Annotated in this window: 18 protein-coding genes and 1 pseudogene; 4 read left to right on the top strand and 15 right to left on the bottom strand. The window is 29.1% G+C overall.

Annotated features, from left to right (window positions below; all coding sequences use genetic code 11):
- Window positions 1-131: 131 nt before the first annotated feature.
- The 11 genes from J5A73_RS10170 to J5A73_RS10120 form a co-directional block, all read right to left on the bottom strand.
- Window positions 132-1,943 (bottom strand): S1 RNA-binding domain-containing protein, encoded by a 1,812-nt coding sequence (locus J5A73_RS10170; protein ID WP_211615469.1) that lies wholly within the window; start codon window positions 1,941-1,943, stop codon window positions 132-134.
- A 183-nt stretch (window positions 1,944-2,126) separates the two neighbouring features.
- Window positions 2,127-2,897 carry a hypothetical protein gene (locus tag J5A73_RS10165; RefSeq protein ID WP_211615467.1) on the bottom strand — a complete coding sequence of 257 codons (771 nt, stop codon included), beginning with the start codon at window positions 2,895-2,897 and terminating at the stop codon, window positions 2,127-2,129.
- Window positions 2,898-2,911: 14 nt separating this feature from the next.
- The gene (locus tag J5A73_RS10160; RefSeq protein ID WP_211615465.1) at window positions 2,912-3,133 is read right to left on the bottom strand and encodes a hypothetical protein; all 222 of its coding nucleotides are present in this window, start codon (window positions 3,131-3,133) and stop codon (window positions 2,912-2,914) included.
- A gap of 164 nt (window positions 3,134-3,297) precedes the next feature.
- Window positions 3,298-3,672 carry a 50S ribosomal protein L17 gene (gene rplQ, locus J5A73_RS10155; protein WP_211615463.1) on the bottom strand — a complete coding sequence of 125 codons (375 nt, stop codon included), beginning with the start codon at window positions 3,670-3,672 and terminating at the stop codon, window positions 3,298-3,300.
- A gap of 34 nt (window positions 3,673-3,706) precedes the next feature.
- Window positions 3,707-4,687: a DNA-directed RNA polymerase subunit alpha gene (locus tag J5A73_RS10150; RefSeq protein WP_211615461.1), complete on the bottom strand. Its 981-nt coding sequence runs from the start codon at window positions 4,685-4,687 to the stop codon at window positions 3,707-3,709.
- Window positions 4,688-4,718: 31 nt separating this feature from the next.
- Entirely contained in the window at window positions 4,719-5,306 is a 588-nt protein-coding gene (gene rpsD / locus J5A73_RS10145) for a 30S ribosomal protein S4 (RefSeq protein WP_211615459.1), read from the bottom strand.
- A gap of 28 nt (window positions 5,307-5,334) precedes the next feature.
- Entirely contained in the window at window positions 5,335-5,724 is a 390-nt protein-coding gene (gene rpsK, locus J5A73_RS10140; RefSeq protein ID WP_068155985.1) for a 30S ribosomal protein S11, read from the bottom strand.
- A gap of 30 nt (window positions 5,725-5,754) precedes the next feature.
- On the bottom strand, window positions 5,755-6,120 hold the full coding sequence (rpsM, locus tag J5A73_RS10135; RefSeq protein WP_211615457.1) for a 30S ribosomal protein S13: 366 nt from the start codon (window positions 6,118-6,120) through the stop codon (window positions 5,755-5,757).
- Window positions 6,121-6,312: 192 nt separating this feature from the next.
- Window positions 6,313-6,426 (bottom strand): 50S ribosomal protein L36, encoded by a 114-nt coding sequence (rpmJ, locus tag J5A73_RS10130; RefSeq protein ID WP_068155982.1) that lies wholly within the window; start codon window positions 6,424-6,426, stop codon window positions 6,313-6,315.
- 21 nt (window positions 6,427-6,447) lie between these two features.
- Window positions 6,448-6,666 (bottom strand): translation initiation factor IF-1, encoded by a 219-nt coding sequence (gene infA, locus J5A73_RS10125; protein ID WP_006805851.1) that lies wholly within the window; start codon window positions 6,664-6,666, stop codon window positions 6,448-6,450.
- A 290-nt stretch (window positions 6,667-6,956) separates the two neighbouring features.
- Complete coding sequence (locus tag J5A73_RS10120) at window positions 6,957-7,355, bottom strand: hypothetical protein (protein WP_211615455.1); 399 nt, start codon at window positions 7,353-7,355, stop codon at window positions 6,957-6,959.
- A gap of 229 nt (window positions 7,356-7,584) precedes the next feature.
- On the opposite strand from J5A73_RS10120, the gene J5A73_RS10115 reads away from it, so the two are divergent.
- Window positions 7,585-7,953, top strand: coding sequence for a MazG nucleotide pyrophosphohydrolase domain-containing protein (locus J5A73_RS10115; RefSeq protein WP_249069283.1), 369 nt, complete (start codon window positions 7,585-7,587; stop codon window positions 7,951-7,953).
- On the top strand, window positions 7,934-9,574 hold the full coding sequence (locus J5A73_RS10110; RefSeq protein WP_211617461.1) for a bifunctional UDP-sugar hydrolase/5'-nucleotidase: 1,641 nt from the start codon (window positions 7,934-7,936) through the stop codon (window positions 9,572-9,574). The genes J5A73_RS10115 and J5A73_RS10110 overlap by 20 nt, the downstream gene beginning before the upstream one ends.
- Window positions 9,575-9,661: 87 nt before the next feature.
- Here the strand turns inward: J5A73_RS10110 and J5A73_RS10105 are convergent, their stop codons facing one another.
- From J5A73_RS10105 to trxA, 4 genes and pseudogenes are all read right to left on the bottom strand, one after another.
- On the bottom strand, window positions 9,662-10,939 hold the full coding sequence (locus J5A73_RS10105) for an NRAMP family divalent metal transporter (protein ID WP_211615453.1): 1,278 nt from the start codon (window positions 10,937-10,939) through the stop codon (window positions 9,662-9,664).
- A gap of 94 nt (window positions 10,940-11,033) precedes the next feature.
- On the bottom strand, window positions 11,034-11,354 hold the full coding sequence (locus tag J5A73_RS10100) for a thioredoxin family protein (protein ID WP_211615451.1): 321 nt from the start codon (window positions 11,352-11,354) through the stop codon (window positions 11,034-11,036).
- A gap of 20 nt (window positions 11,355-11,374) precedes the next feature.
- The gene (trxB, locus tag J5A73_RS10095) at window positions 11,375-12,301 is read right to left on the bottom strand and encodes a thioredoxin-disulfide reductase (protein WP_211615449.1); all 927 of its coding nucleotides are present in this window, start codon (window positions 12,299-12,301) and stop codon (window positions 11,375-11,377) included.
- Between the two features lie 128 nt (window positions 12,302-12,429).
- Window positions 12,430-12,750 (bottom strand): annotated as a pseudogene (gene trxA, locus J5A73_RS10090) (thioredoxin); the annotation flags it as partial.
- Between the two features lie 196 nt (window positions 12,751-12,946).
- Here trxA and J5A73_RS10085 point away from each other — a divergent pair.
- Window positions 12,947-13,600, top strand: coding sequence for a metalloregulator ArsR/SmtB family transcription factor (locus J5A73_RS10085; RefSeq protein ID WP_211615445.1), 654 nt, complete (start codon window positions 12,947-12,949; stop codon window positions 13,598-13,600).
- Between the two features lie 95 nt (window positions 13,601-13,695).
- Window positions 13,696-14,553: a metallophosphoesterase gene (locus tag J5A73_RS10620; RefSeq protein ID WP_249069281.1), complete on the top strand. Its 858-nt coding sequence runs from the start codon at window positions 13,696-13,698 to the stop codon at window positions 14,551-14,553.
- The last annotated feature ends 48 nt before the right edge of the window (window positions 14,554-14,601 follow it).

Here is a 14,601-nt window from a genome sequence, read left to right as displayed (position 1 = left end):
TTCTTGCTATCTTTTGTTAAAAATAATTTTTTTATAATTTAAATATAAAATAAAAAGAACTAATTTTTAAAAAATACAAAAAATTAGCTCTTAATTTATCAAAATATGAATATTTTTTTTATTTTATTAAATTACACTCCATAAATTTTTAGCAGTTCTTCCATTTCTTTTTTTTCTTCCATTTGATGAACTCTTCTAATTGACAGTGCAATTGATTTTTTCTTGTCATTTATGTCAGTAATTATTGCAGTAACTTTATCTCCAACATTAAAACTTTCAGAAATATTTTTTAAGAAATGTTCTGATAATTCTCTTTTTGGAATAATTCCATTAAATCTATCAGTCAATTTAACTAATACAAAATTTTCAGTCACTTCTTCAATTTGAGTATTTACAATATTTCCAACTTTATATTGTTCTGTAACTTCAGTCCAAGGAGATTTTGTAAGCTGTTTTATGCTTCCAGCCAATTTTTTCTCAATTTTATCCATTACAATTATTTTAAATTCAACTTCATCGCCAACTTTATAAGATTTTTTCTCTCTCTTATTCCAAGAAAATTCATTTTTATGGATAAATGCTTCAATTCCTTCTTCAATTTCCACAAAAATTCCATAATCCTGAACATTCACAACTTTTCCTTTTAAAGCCTGAGTCAAGTCATAATTATTTTCAAGATTTTCCCATTTTTCATCAAAAATCGCTTTAACGCTCAAAGAAATTCTATTTTTTTCATCATTAAATCCAATAATTTTAGATTTAATAATATCGCCAACTTTATATTTTGACGCCAAATTTGAAACTTTTTTGTAAGCCAAATCCGTGATGTGAAGAAGTCCGTCAACATCTTTTTCAACTTCAATAAGAAGTCCAAAATCAAATATTTCAGAAATTGGTCTTTCTAAAACATCGCCAACTTTGTAGTTTTCTTTCACTTTTTCCCAAGGATTTTCAACTAATTGTTTTACACTCAATTTCACATTTCTCTTAGTGCTCTCAATTTCAATAATTTTTGCTTCAAACTCATCGCCAACTTTATAGTTTTTCAATTCTTTAGCACCTTTATTCCAAGCAAGTTCACTAAAGTGCACAAATCCTGAAATATCACTTCCTAAAATATTTCCAACAAGTCCAAAGTCAAGAATTTCTGTCACTCTAACTTTTACAGTATCCCCAATTTTATGTTTTTCTTCAAATATTTCCCAAGGATTTTGTGAAAGTTGTTTTATACTCAATTTCAATTTATTTTTTTCAGTGTCTTTTTCAATAACTTTTGCACTAATTTCATCATTTATCCCAAATTTTTCAACCAAGTCATCAACTGGATTCCAAGAAATTTCAGAAATATGTACAAATCCATTTGTCGCTCCTAAATCCGTAACAAGTCCAAAATCCAATACTTCTTTAATTTTCCCAGTTACAACATCTCCAACATTTATCTTTTCAAAATATTTTTCTTCTTCAATTTTAATCAAATCGCTTCGAGAAACCACAATTTTATTTTTACTTTTTTCTTTTATCAAAAATTTAAACTTTTGACCTGTATAATCTTTATCTTTTTCAAATCTAGCAAGTGAAAATGGCAAAAATGCTTCATTTTTCCCAATTTTTACAACATAACCGCCTTTAATTTTTTTAGAAATTTCTCCTGTGACAATGTCATTTACATTATACGAAACAAACTCTTTCGCTTTGTCCAATAAAAATTTTGAAACAACGATATTATTTTCATCTTCTCTTAAAATTTTAACTTCGATTTTATCTCCAACATTAAAATCTTCAATTTCACGAACCAAAATTCTTCCTTCTTTTTTAGAATTTAAGTCCAAATATCCAAATTCAATTTCTTTTCTCGAAATCACACCTTCAATTACATCGCCTCTTTTTCTCTCTTCTGGCAAATAATTTGGCAGCATTTCTACAAATAAATCTTTTTCGCTCATAATCTTCCTCTCTTTTTTACAATTTTTATGTACTTATTATATCACACTTACGAACTGGCGACTACCTAAATTAAATAATTTCTTTAAAATTTAAAAACTACTAAATTTATTTTACTAAATTTAGTAGCCAAAAATATATATTACTTAATAACAGTATAAAATTTTTTATTCAATAAACTTATTTTATTCTACTACTTTTGGAATATCATCAAGATACTCTAATTCTTTTACTGTATCATCATCAAAAAATCCTTCTTCTTTCTCTAAATTATTTATTCTCATTTCTTCAATCATTAATCTTCCCAACACTTCTTTAGCTTCAACACTACCTAATTCAGCTGCTTTTGTATAAGCTTCTTTAGAAACAAAAAAATAATTATAATTTCCATTACTTCTATATTTTCCTATTGAAAGTTTTCCTGCTCTTAAAAAAGTTGAAACATCCCCATATTTCATATAACACTGTATTGCTTTATTTAAAGTTGTTTCTCTCTTACCTTTCCCCATTACAATTTCAGCAAACTTATCATAAAATCTTGCTAAATAATAACATCCTTCTAAATTTCTATTCATTATTACAGTTTTAAATAAGTTTTCAGCTCCTGCATATAAAACTTCGTCGGCTTCATTTAGTTCTAAATTTCTATTATTCTTATTATTTTTATAATACTCGTCTTCTATTTCTAAATTTTTAAATAATTTTTTTGAATATATTTTTCCAAGTTCAAGTTTTGCAATATCATCATTTTCATTTTGTATTCTAATAAGTAATTCTTTTTCTGTTAATTTTTTTACTTCTTCTTCTCGTCGCTCTATCATTATTCGCTTTTTAATTTTTTTTTCTTCAGATTTCTTCCTTCTTTTTTTTCCCGAAGTTTTAAATACATTAATAATTGAAGATATAATTAATATAGGAATTGATAATATTATTAAAAAGATAATTAAATATGCCATCTATATTTCCTCCACTAATCCCAAAAATTATCTTTCTTTTTATTTATTAATTCTTTAGTATATTTTTTTTGTAAATCTTCTAATTCTTCTTTTTTTCTTTTTGATTTTGAACCCATTATCAAAAAATTATAAGCTACTATTAGAACTGTTGTACCTAACCAAAATCCCCAACCTATAACAGGAATTACTATACAAATTCCAGTAAAAATTAAATAATATAAAAAATTTATTCTCATTTTAAACCTCCACATCTTGTAATATACAATTAACATTTATCAATTTATTATACCCCCCCCCCAAATTTTTTTATCATTATTTTTAAATTAAATTTAAATTAATTTTGAAATATATTACTAAATTTTTTCAAAAAAAAAGCGGCAAAATGCCACTTTTATAAATATTATACTAATTCAATAATTGCTAATTCAGCTGAATCTCCTCTTCTAACTGCTGTTTTAATAATTCTAGTGTATCCACCATTTCTATCAGCATATTTTGGAGCTAATTCATTAAAGATTTTTCCAACTGCTTCTTCATTTCTTAAAAAAGCGAAGGCTTGTCTTCTCAAATGTACTCTTCTTGCAGCATCAGTTGAGTTATTATATTTTTTTCCTAAAGTTATAGATTTTTCAACAAATTTTCTCAATTCTTTAGCTCTTGTCACAGTAGTTTCAATTTGTTCAGCTTTTACTAGAGAAATTGTCATATTTTTAAGCATAGCTAATCTATGGTCAGTTCTTCTCCCTAACTTTCTATATGATTTATTATGATTCATTTTCCCTCCTCGTCAAAAGTTTTAGTCAATTTTTTTAGTTTTCTTCGTTAGTTGAAACATGTTCGCTTAAGTCGTAACCAAGCTCTTTCATTTTATCAATGATTTCGTTTAAAGATTTTTTACCTAAATTTTTTATTTTTAACAATTCATTATAACTCATTGAAGTTAAATCAGAAATTGTATTAACTCCAGCTTTTTTCAAGCAGTTATAAGAACGAACTGTAAAGTCTAATTCTTCAATTTTCATATCTTCAACGCTAGATTCAGATTCACTAGTTGGCACAACTGTTTCCACTTCTTCTTCACGATATTTGCTCATACTGTTTCCAATATTTGCAAATGGTTCCACATGCCAAGTTAGTAATTCCACCGCATAAGATAATGCGTCTTTTATTTCAATACTTCCATCAGTTGCAATTTCCAAAATCAATTTATCGTAGTTTGTAACTCTTCCAACCATTGTGTCTTCTACAGTATAATTTACTCTTTTAATAGGCGTATAAATCGCATCTACTGCCAAATATCCAATTGGCCATCCATCTGTATTTATTTCATCAGAAATTACAAATCCTTCTCCAGAATCTACAAGAAATTCTATATTAATCTCTTTATCAACTGTAACAGTCATTATAACTTGATCTGGATTTATAATTTTTAGTCCAGGTTCTACTTTTATGTCGGCAGCTGTAATTACAGCAGGTCCTTTCACACATAGACTCATTTTTTTCTCACCTGGCTCATCAGCTTCTACAACGATTTCCTTTACATTCAGAATAATGTCTGTAACCGCTTCTTTTACACCTTCGATTGTAGAAAACTCATTTAAAACTCCGTCAATTTTAATTCCTTTAATTGCTGTCCCTGGTATTGAAGATAATAATATTCTTCTCAGTGCATTTCCAATAGTATTTCCATAACCTCTGTATAAAGGTTCCAATGTATATTTTGCTGTGTAATCATCTGTTTTTTCTTCTGTTAATTTAACATTTTTAGCTATTTTTTCAATTTTTAACAAAGCTAATTCATCTCCTTCGAACAAAATATTATTATCTAGAGTAATACTCGATAATCATTGCTTCATCAATTTCGAAGTCAACAGCATCTCTTCCTGGATTTTCCAATACTTTTGCAGTTAATGAACCTTCTTCAAGTGATAGCCATCCTGGAACTGTTTTTTGTCCAACAGATTCCTTAATGATTGCTAATTCTTTTGAATCTTCTTTTACAGTAATAACATCACCTTGTTTTACTCTATAAGAAGCGATATCTACTCTTTTTCCGTTAATTAAAATATGTCCGTGACTTACGATTTGTCTTGCTTGTCTTCTTGTACCACCAAATCCTAGTCTGTAAATTACATTATCTAATCTTCTTTCCAAGTATTGAAGTAATAATTCCCCTGTTACTCCTTCTTTTCTTGTTGCTTCTTCATATAATTTATAAAATTGTTTTTCTTGAACTCCGTAAACAAATCTTGCTCTTTGTTTTTCTCTTAATTGTGTTCCGTATTCAGTTAATTTTCTATTTGCATTTGGTCTAATGTTTCTGTTTGACTTTTTATTTACTCCTAGAACGCTTGGATCTAAACCAAGATTTCTACATTTTTTCAAAACCGGCTGTCTATTTCTTGCCATTTATCTATTTCCTCCTTATTTTTTAAAATTACGGTCTTCTCTTTTTAGGTGGTCTTGCACCATTGTGAGGCACTGGAGTTATATCAACTATTCTTGTTACTTCTAATCCAGTTGCTTGAATTGATCTTATAGAAGCTTCTCTTCCAGATCCCGGTCCTTTTATTTTAATTTCGATTTGTTTCATTCCATTTTCAATTGCAACTTGAGCTGCTTGTTCAGCTGCTATTTGAGCTGCGAATGGAGTTCCTTTTTTAGTTCCTTTGAAACCTGAAGTTCCTCCTGATTTCCAGATTACTACTTTTCCTTCTGCATCTGTAATTGTTACAACAGTGTTATTGAAAGTAGAATGTATATATGCTATCCCATTAGGAATATTTTTTAATTTTTTCTTTTTTGAAACTGCTGGTTTTTTAGCCACTTATGGTTTCCTCCTTAACTTAATAATTTATTATTTTTTCTTAGCCACTGCCATTTTAACTGGCCCTTTTCTTGTTCTTGCGTTTGTTTTAGTTTTTTGTCCTCTTACAGGTAAACCGTTTCTATGTCTTAATCCTCTGTAACTTTTTATATCAAGTAATCTTTTTATGTTAAGTCTGATTTCTTTTCTCAATTCACCTTCAACTTTATATTCTTCTACAAAGTTTCTGATTTGTGCTACTTGTTCTTCTGTTAAATCTTTAACTCTAGTGTCTTTGTCAACACCTGCTTTTTCTAAAATTTTATTTGAAGTGCTTTTTCCAATTCCAAAAATGTAAGTTAATGAAATTTCTACTCTTTTATTTCTTGGAATATCTACTCCTGCTATTCTAGCCAAATTGTTTCCTCCTCGTTTTTGATATTTTTAATCTTCTTCAATATGCCCTCACAAATGCTATAAGGAATAAGCTCTACAGCTAAACATACTTTTACAATTTTTATTTTAAATATCTTTAAAAGTCTTATAATAAAAATTTTTAATCAGTTTGTTTTTAACTTTTTTCGCCTAAATATTTTTAAAAAATATTAATTATCCTTGTATTTGTTTGTGTTTAGGGTTTTCGCATATTACTCTTACTTTTCCGTGACGTTTAATAACTTTACATTTGTCACACATAGGTTTTACTGAAGCTTTTACTTTCACTAAAAACCCTCCTTCCAGATTTTATTTTTTTCTATATACAATTCTACCTCTCGATAAATCATACGGAGAAACTTCAACCGTAACTTTATCCCCTGGTAAAATTTTTATATAGTTCATTCTCATTTTTCCTGAGATATGTCCTAAAACTTCGTGTCCATTTTCAAGCCTTACTTGAAACATCGCATTTGGCAATGCTTCGATTATTTCTCCTTCCAGCTCAAGAACATCCTGTTTTGCCATTGAAAATCACCTCGGATCCTTTTTATTGTATCAAATTTTAAAAAAATTGTCCAGTAAATTTTTTTGTACTCTAAATTTACTTATATTAATTCTTAGTTTATCATATATTGACATTTTTTTCAACAAAAAAGTTTTAAAAAAACAAGTTAAAATATAATTTAGTTGACAAAACAACTTTTAATATAAAAATAAAAAAATCTTGTCATATTAAACAAGATTTTTATTTTAATTAATTTTTTCAATAAAACATATATTCTAAGTTAATGAAATAATTTTAAATTTATAATAATTTATTCATATTGATATTCACTTTTAAACACATATGGCGGTCTTCCTGAAACACTTCTATTAAGGACTTTCCAATGTAGTCCATCAGACGCTTCTTCAACAGTAACAGTAACACCGTCTCTAAAAAACAAATAAGGATGTTGTGATTTTATTACACGATTGAAAAAATCTTGATTTACTTCGAAACCATAAAATACAAAAGAACCTCCACTAACTTTGTTTCCATTATAATAGCAGTTTTGAAATCTAACTGCAATATATGGATAACCATCTCTATCATAATACATTGTAGCTGAATCGTAATCTGGATTTGTGCAATAAGTTTTTCTTGTTGTAAATGTATAATCAGCCAAAGCAAGGCTTGAAACAATTAAAATCGCTAAAAAAATAAATTTTTTCATAAATTTCCTCCTTAAAATTTTATTATAATTGATTTCTATAAGTTTACAATAGAAGGATACCATTATTTTTTTTGAAAAGCAAGTTAAAATTTTAACAATGTTTTTGTATAGCAATTTTATTTGTAAAAATAAGAGATTTCTTGCCAAATTTTATTAAATTGATTTGACTATATTTCCAAAAAATTGTATAATTTTTTTAAAATGACTGGAAAGAAACGGGAGAATAGCTATGATGACTTTAAAGGAAGTTCAATACTTGATTAAACATATTGAACAGGGGACTTTGGAAGAAAAAGAAGACTTGCGAGATGAAAGAGAAAAAAAGGACAATATTCAAAGAATTGTTTTAAAATTGATTGAAGAATTTGGGGAACTTGCTGAAGACATTAGAAAAAATACACGATTTGATGGGAAAAATATCAAAGGGACTATTGAAGAAGAAGTTTTTGATGTATTTTATTACACAATTGCTATAGCCAATGAATATGGGATTGACTTGGAAAAGGTGTTTGAGCTTAAAGATGAAATCAATCAGAAAAAATATGGAAGAGAATTTAGTTTGAAAGAAGGAAGAGAAAATTATAAAAAAAAATTTTGAAAAAAAAGTCGAGATTAAAATACTTGGAACAAGCGATGTTCACGGAAGGATTCTACCTTGGAACTATGCCGCCGACGAAGAAGACAACTCAGGCTCTTATGCGCAAATTTCCACTTATGTAAAAAAAGTGAGAGAAAACAATAAAAATGTTCTTTTCATGGAAGTTGGAGATGCCATTCAAGACAACTGGATTGAATATTTTGCAAACGACAAAAATCATCCCGTTCCACAAATATTGAATTATATGAAATGTGATATTTTTGTGCCAGGAAATCACGAGTTTAATTTTGGAATGCCGACTTTGACAAATATTTTAAAAAAAATGAAAGCAAAAAAATTGCTTGCAAATTTATTTTATAATGACGAAAATAAAAATAATTTTAACTTGTGCAAAGATAAAAAAAGATATTTGGATGCTGCGACAATTATTGAAAAAGATGGAGTAAAAATCGGAGTAATCGGACTTTCAACGCCAATGACCAAAAAATTTGAAGAGGACACGGGATTTTTAAAAAATTTTCACTTTGTGTCTGTAATTTCCGAAACAAAAAAGCAGATAAAAAATTTGAAAAGATGTGGTGCAAACGCGATAGTTGTCGTCGCTCATATGGGAGTTGACAATGAAAATGGCGTAGCTGAAACTGGAGTAAGAGACCTTGCAAATGCAGTTCCTGAAATAGATGTCATCTTAGCTGGACACATGCATCAAAATATTTCCAAAAATATTATAAATGGCGTGCTTGTCACAGAGCCGCACAGATACGGAACCGTTGTTTCCGAAATTGATTTAAAATTTAATGTTGCTGGAAAAAAAATTGAACTTTTGTCTAAAGATTCGAAAACAGTTTCTGTCGCAAAAGAAAAGCCAGATAAAGAAGTGGAAAAAATTTACAAGCCTTATCACGAAAAACTTTGCAAAATTGCTAACGAAAAAATTGGAATTGTGCTAAATGACATGGTTCCACAAGAAAAAAAATTCGGAGTTTCAATTTCATTTTTAAAAGATACAGGAATGTCGTCGTTTATTACCGATGTGGAAAAATATTACAGCAAAGCTGAAGTCGTTTCATTTTCTTACGATTACGAAAATGTGCGGCTTAATAAAGGTATAATAAAAAGAAAAGATATTGTTTATAACTACAGATATACTGGCGGAGATGTAACTGTCTTTGAGATGACTGGAGCACAACTAAAAAAATATATGGAATGGTCAGCCGACTACTTTGACACAATTCAAAAAGGTGACAAAAACTATCGTTACAACGAAGAAAGAGCAAATTTAAAATATGTTACTTTCGACATTTTTGGCGGAGTAAAATACAAAATTGACTTAAGAAATCCAAAAGATCAAAAAATTATAAATTTGACGCTTGAAAATGGAAAAAAAATTACTCCCGAGATGAAAATAAAAGTTGGGATGAACTTTTACAGATTTGAGCAATTAATAAAAAAAGATGGCATATTTGAAGAAGAAGATATAAAAATGCTGTGGTCGTCTAAAGATGAGATTGGATCAGAAAGCGGAACCATTCAAAATATGATGATAGATTATATTAAAAAAGTTAAAAATGGTGTAATTGATGGAAAAAGTCATGATAACTGGGAAATAATTGGACTTTAAAAATTTTAAATAAAATATAAAATAACAAAAATGGTCAAAAATTTAACTTAATTGACCATTTTTTTATTATTTTACTTTTTAAAAATTTTATACAAGTTTTCCAAAATAAGCAATTAAGAAGAAAATTGCAAATCCTGAAAGGTAAATTAATCCTACAACAGAAAGCCAGTATAATGCTCCTGAAACTTTATGTTTTCCTGTTTTAACAAGTTGTAAGTTCAACCATGCGAAAACTGGTGTTGAGATAAATGAGGCAATCATTGCAAAACGCATCATTTTAGCAACATTTCCTTCGAATAAAAGTACGATTAAAATACCTATTATTGAAGTTACTGTAAACCAGATATTAAGAGCTTTTTGCGAAGATTTTTCTTTTCCTAAAAGAATACGCAATGCTTCTTCATTTGCACGAGAATATCCATCAATAACTGTAATTGTTGTTCCGAAAAGGCACATAAATGCAATGAATGCGATAAGCAATCTTGACCATGAACCGATTTCAGACATATACATTTTTATAAGTTGTGCGATATAAGCGGCACTTGCTGGTTTTACTTTTTCTGGTGAACCATATTGGATTAATGCTCCAAGTGCTAAAAAGATAACTGCAAGAATAGCTGTTCCAATATATCCAACATTAAAATCAAATAACCCATCTTCATATGAAACTTCTGATGTACGTTTCTTTTCTTCCAGCCACATTGAATTTATTGCTGAAATTTCTATTGGTGCAGGCATCCAACCCATTAATGATATAATAAATGGAAGTGCTGCAAGATTCCATGGTGAAGGTGCTACAAAATTTGCTGGAATATGACGACCACCTTTAATAGCAGCGATAATTACTGCAATTGTTGTTGCTAGTGTCAAAGTAATCATAACAAATTTTGAAATTCCATCAAGAACGCTATATCCTCCAAGAATTATCATTGCCCAAATTAAAATTATTAATATTATTGTTATTTGTCCAACTGAAAGTCCCCAACTTTTTGGAATAATATTCATCATAATTGCTCCTGTAAGAATACCTACAGCTGCCGTATTTACCATTGCTGAAAATACGTTTAATATGAAAAATATCCAAAGATAAGCCTTTCCTCTGTGACTGTACCCTTCAACTAAACTTTTTTCTGTATTTAATGTATATTGAACACCAAATCTAAAGAATGGATACTTAAATAAGTTTACTAAAATAACGACAAGAAGTAGTTGCCATCCGTAAATTGCTCCTGCTTGTGCCGATGATACAATGTGTGAACCTCCTACAGCGGCAGATGCCATAAGGATACCAGGTCCCATCGCTCTCAATTTTGTTTTCCAAGTTGAATTTGTTTCTAAATTTGTTTCTGTAATTTCTGTACTCATTTTTACATCTCCTAACTTAGTTTTTAATTATAGTAAATATAATATACCAAATTCAACTAAATGTCAATTTTTTAAATTAAATTTTTAGGTAATCTTAAAGTTTTATTAATTTAATTTGTTCAATTCTAAATTTCAATTCTTCAAAATCTATAATTCTTGCTTGTCTATGAATTTCTTTTTTTTCATAAAAAAGGAGAACAGCGGGAACAGAAAAAAGCGATAGTTGACCTACAGCCTTTTTTACTTTTGTCGCATCAATTTTATAACTTTTTATATTTTCTCTTTCTGCAATTTCTTTAATTTTTGGAAAGTCCGCTTTACAAACACTGCAACTTGGACTTAAAATATAAAGCAAGAATAATTTTTTATCAGCAATAATTTCTCTTAATTTTTCATAATTTAGTATTTCTTCCATTTTTAACTTTAACCTCCGAATTATAAACTGTGTTCTACTAAATATTCTTCTGCATCAAGAGCGGCAATTGCTCCATTTCCCGAAGCAACTATCGCCTGTTGGTATCTAGCGTCACACACATCTCCCGCAGCAAAGATTCCAGGAATATTTGTCTTGGAAGATTTCCCTTTTGTCAAAATATACCCATTTTTGTCAAGTTCAACAGCAGCGCCTAAAAATTTTGTATTCGGATTTCTTCCAATTGCCACAAAAATTCCGTCTGTTTTTAAAACTTCTGTCTCACCAGTCTTATTATTTATCAATTCAATTCCTGTAACTTTTCCATCAGACAAAACTTTTTTAGGAGTGTAATTCAATTTCCATGCAATTTTTTCATTGTCTTTGGCTCTTTTTTGCATAATTGCTGAAGCCCTTAATTCATCTCTTCTGTGAATAATTGTCACTTTTGTCGCAAATCTTGTAAGAAAAGTCGCTTCTTCCATCGCAGTATCTCCTCCGCCAATTACAACGACTTCTTTTCCACGATAAAAAAATCCGTCACAAGTCGCACAGGCGCTCACTCCTCTTCCAATATTTTCCTTTTCATTTTCAATTCCCAAATATCTTGCACTCGCACCAGTTGACACTATTATAGTTTTTGCTTCAATAATATTCTTGCCGTCTAAATGGATTTTAAAAGGCCTTTCATTATATTCAATTTCTTTCACTTGTGCTTGTAAAAATTCCGCTCCAAATTTTTTTGCTTGAGATTTTATATTTTCTATCAATTGTGAGCCGTCAATTCCTTCAGGAAATCCTGGAAAATTTTCCACTTCAGTCGTAGTTGTAAGCTGTCCACCTGGCTCCATTCCATTTATAATAATATTTTTCAATCCTGCCCGTCCCAAATAGATTGCAGCTGTAAGTCCAGCTGGTCCAGAACCTATAATTACTGAATCATATAACATTTTCTCTCCTTTTCTAAAAAAAGAAAAATTACAAATAAAGATAATTTCTCAAATTCATAATTTTTCTTCCAATTTTTTTGATTTTTTTTAAACTTAAATTTTGATTTTAATTTTTATTTTGATTTTTTCTATAATGCTCCATTTATTTTTTCATACAAAGTTTCTTTCGATTGAAGTCCCACCATAACTTCCAATGGTTTTCCATCTTTAAATAAAATCAATGTAGGAATACTTTGAATTCCAAATTGTTGTGCTAACTCCAATTGTTCGTCAACATTTACTTTTCCAACTTTTGCTTTTTCTCCCAATTCATTTGACAACTCTTCAACTATAGGAAGCTGCATTTTACAAGGTCCGCACCAGCTTGCCCAAAAATCTACCAAAGCCACTCCGCTTGAAATTGTTGCTTCAAAATTATCTTTACTTAAAGTTATTGCCATAAAACATCGCCTCTTTCTTTTATTATTATTTTATTTTCTTAAATTTTATAGTTTATTTTTTCCAAAAATTATGATATACTGATTTTAGAAATTCAACTATTCAATTAACTAATTGAATAATATCATATTTAAAAAACTTTGTCAACAATTTTATTTAAAAATAAAAATATATTTAATAAAAAATTTTATAAAAAAGAGGTTAATTATGGATAAATTATGTGAAAAATACAAAAACAGCCTTTACAGCGGACTGTCAAAAATTGGGAAATGTCTGTCAAGTGACAAACGGATTGAAATTTTGGATTTGCTTTCGCAAGGGAAAAAAACTGTGGAAAAAATTGCTCGTGAAACTGGAATGACAATTGCAAACACTTCTCGCCACTTGCAAATATTGAAAGATGGAAATTTGGTTTCTTGTGAAAAAAAGAAAAATTTTGTCGTCTATAAAATTGCCAATGAAAAAATTATCGATTTGGTTTATCTTCTGATAAATGTCGGTGAAACGCAACTTTCCGATGTACAAAAAATTCACGACGAATTTTACGAAAAATGTTGCAAAACAAAAATTTTAACTGTTGAAGAAGCGCAAAAAATGGTTGAAGAAGAAAATGTTGTAATAATTGACTTGCGACCAGAAGATGAATTTAATTCACAGCACATTGAAAATGCGATAAATATTCCAATGAAAATGCTAGAAGAAAACTTGAAAGATTTGCCAAAAGATAAAAAAATAATCGTCTACTGCCGTGGAAGAAACTGCGCCTATGCCAACATCGCTGCAAAAATCTTAACTAATAATGGTTTTTGCGCATATAGCTTAAATCAAAGCTACTATGAATGGAATAAATCAAAAATATAAAAGAAAATTTTTATAAAAATCCAAAATTTTTCGTGATTTTTTTGCAAAATTATACTATAATTTATTATACAAAAAAACATTTGGAGGATTTTCTTATGAAAAAGTTATTTTTATTAGCGCTGACAATCACAATATTTTCAGCTACACAAAATGTCGCAATGGCAAAAACGACTAAAAATAAAAAAAGCACTAACTCAAATTTTGAGTTAAATGTTGCCCACATCAATGACCATCACTCGCATCTGGAAGAAGAAAAAATGCCATTAAAATTAGGAGACCAAACTGTTACAGTAAATATCGGCGGAATGGCTAGAATGGCTCAAGCAATTGACGATTTTAGAAAAGAAAACAAAAATACTCTTGTTCTACACGCTGGAGACGCACAAACTGGGACTCTTTACTTCACATTATTCGAAGGAAAAGCTGACGCAAATATAATGAACGAAATCAAATTTGACGCATTCACATTGGGAAATCACGAATTTGATGCTGGAAATAAAGGATTAAAAGGATTTTTAGATGTTCTAAAAGTTCCAGTTGTTTCAGCAAATGTTGTACCTGACAAAGGAAGCATCTTAGAAAATAAATGGAAACCTTACATCATTAAAAACATAAATGGCGAAAAAGTTGCAATTATCGGAATCGAAGTTGTGAAAAAAACTAAAGAATCTTCAAGTCCTGGAGATGACATAAAATTTTACGACGAAGTGGAAACAGCAAGAAAATATGTAAAAGAAGTTCAAGATAAAGGAATTAACAAAATAATTCTGCTTTCTCATGCAGGATACGAAAGAAATCTTGAAATTGCAAAAAAAGTTGAAGGAATTGATTTAATCGTATCAGGAGATACACACTATTTATTGGGTTCTCAATTTGAGCAATTTGGACTAAAAGTGGCAGATCCTGATTATCCAAAAAAATTGACCATGCCAACGGTGAGCCAACTTATGTAGTAGAAGCTTGGTGTTATGCTTATTTACTTGGTCAATTAAAATTAGACT

Origin of the sequence: Leptotrichia sp. oral taxon 218, from assembly GCF_018128225.1 — a bacterium.
Lineage (GTDB): Bacteria > Fusobacteriota > Fusobacteriia > Fusobacteriales > Leptotrichiaceae > Leptotrichia.
Note: the sequence above shows the minus strand (reverse complement) of the source record. Positions and strands in the feature narration are given on the sequence as shown.

Excerpts from the sequence above, each read along its gene's own strand:
- J5A73_RS10170 (WP_211615469.1), bottom strand. The coding sequence starts at position 1,943 with ATGAGCGAAAAAGATTTATTTGTAGAAATGCTGCCAAATTATTTGCCA.
- J5A73_RS10165 (WP_211615467.1), bottom strand. The coding sequence starts at position 2,897 with ATGGCATATTTAATTATCTTTTTAATAATATTATCAATTCCTATATTA.
- J5A73_RS10160 (WP_211615465.1), bottom strand. The coding sequence starts at position 3,133 with ATGAGAATAAATTTTTTATATTATTTAATTTTTACTGGAATTTGTATA.
- rplQ (WP_211615463.1), bottom strand. The coding sequence starts at position 3,672 with ATGAATCATAATAAATCATATAGAAAGTTAGGGAGAAGAACTGACCAT.
- rpsD (WP_211615459.1), bottom strand. The coding sequence starts at position 5,306 with ATGGCAAGAAATAGACAGCCGGTTTTGAAAAAATGTAGAAATCTTGGT.
- infA (WP_006805851.1), bottom strand. The coding sequence starts at position 6,666 with ATGGCAAAACAGGATGTTCTTGAGCTGGAAGGAGAAATAATCGAAGCA.
- J5A73_RS10120 (WP_211615455.1), bottom strand. The coding sequence starts at position 7,355 with ATGAAAAAATTTATTTTTTTAGCGATTTTAATTGTTTCAAGCCTTGCT.
- J5A73_RS10115 (WP_249069283.1), top strand. The coding sequence starts at position 7,585 with ATGATGACTTTAAAGGAAGTTCAATACTTGATTAAACATATTGAACAG.
- J5A73_RS10105 (WP_211615453.1), bottom strand. The coding sequence starts at position 10,939 with ATGAGTACAGAAATTACAGAAACAAATTTAGAAACAAATTCAACTTGG.
- J5A73_RS10100 (WP_211615451.1), bottom strand. The coding sequence starts at position 11,354 with ATGGAAGAAATACTAAATTATGAAAAATTAAGAGAAATTATTGCTGAT.
- trxB (WP_211615449.1), bottom strand. The coding sequence starts at position 12,301 with ATGTTATATGATTCAGTAATTATAGGTTCTGGACCAGCTGGACTTACA.
- J5A73_RS10085 (WP_211615445.1), top strand. The coding sequence starts at position 12,947 with ATGGATAAATTATGTGAAAAATACAAAAACAGCCTTTACAGCGGACTG.
- J5A73_RS10620 (WP_249069281.1), top strand. The coding sequence starts at position 13,696 with ATGAAAAAGTTATTTTTATTAGCGCTGACAATCACAATATTTTCAGCT.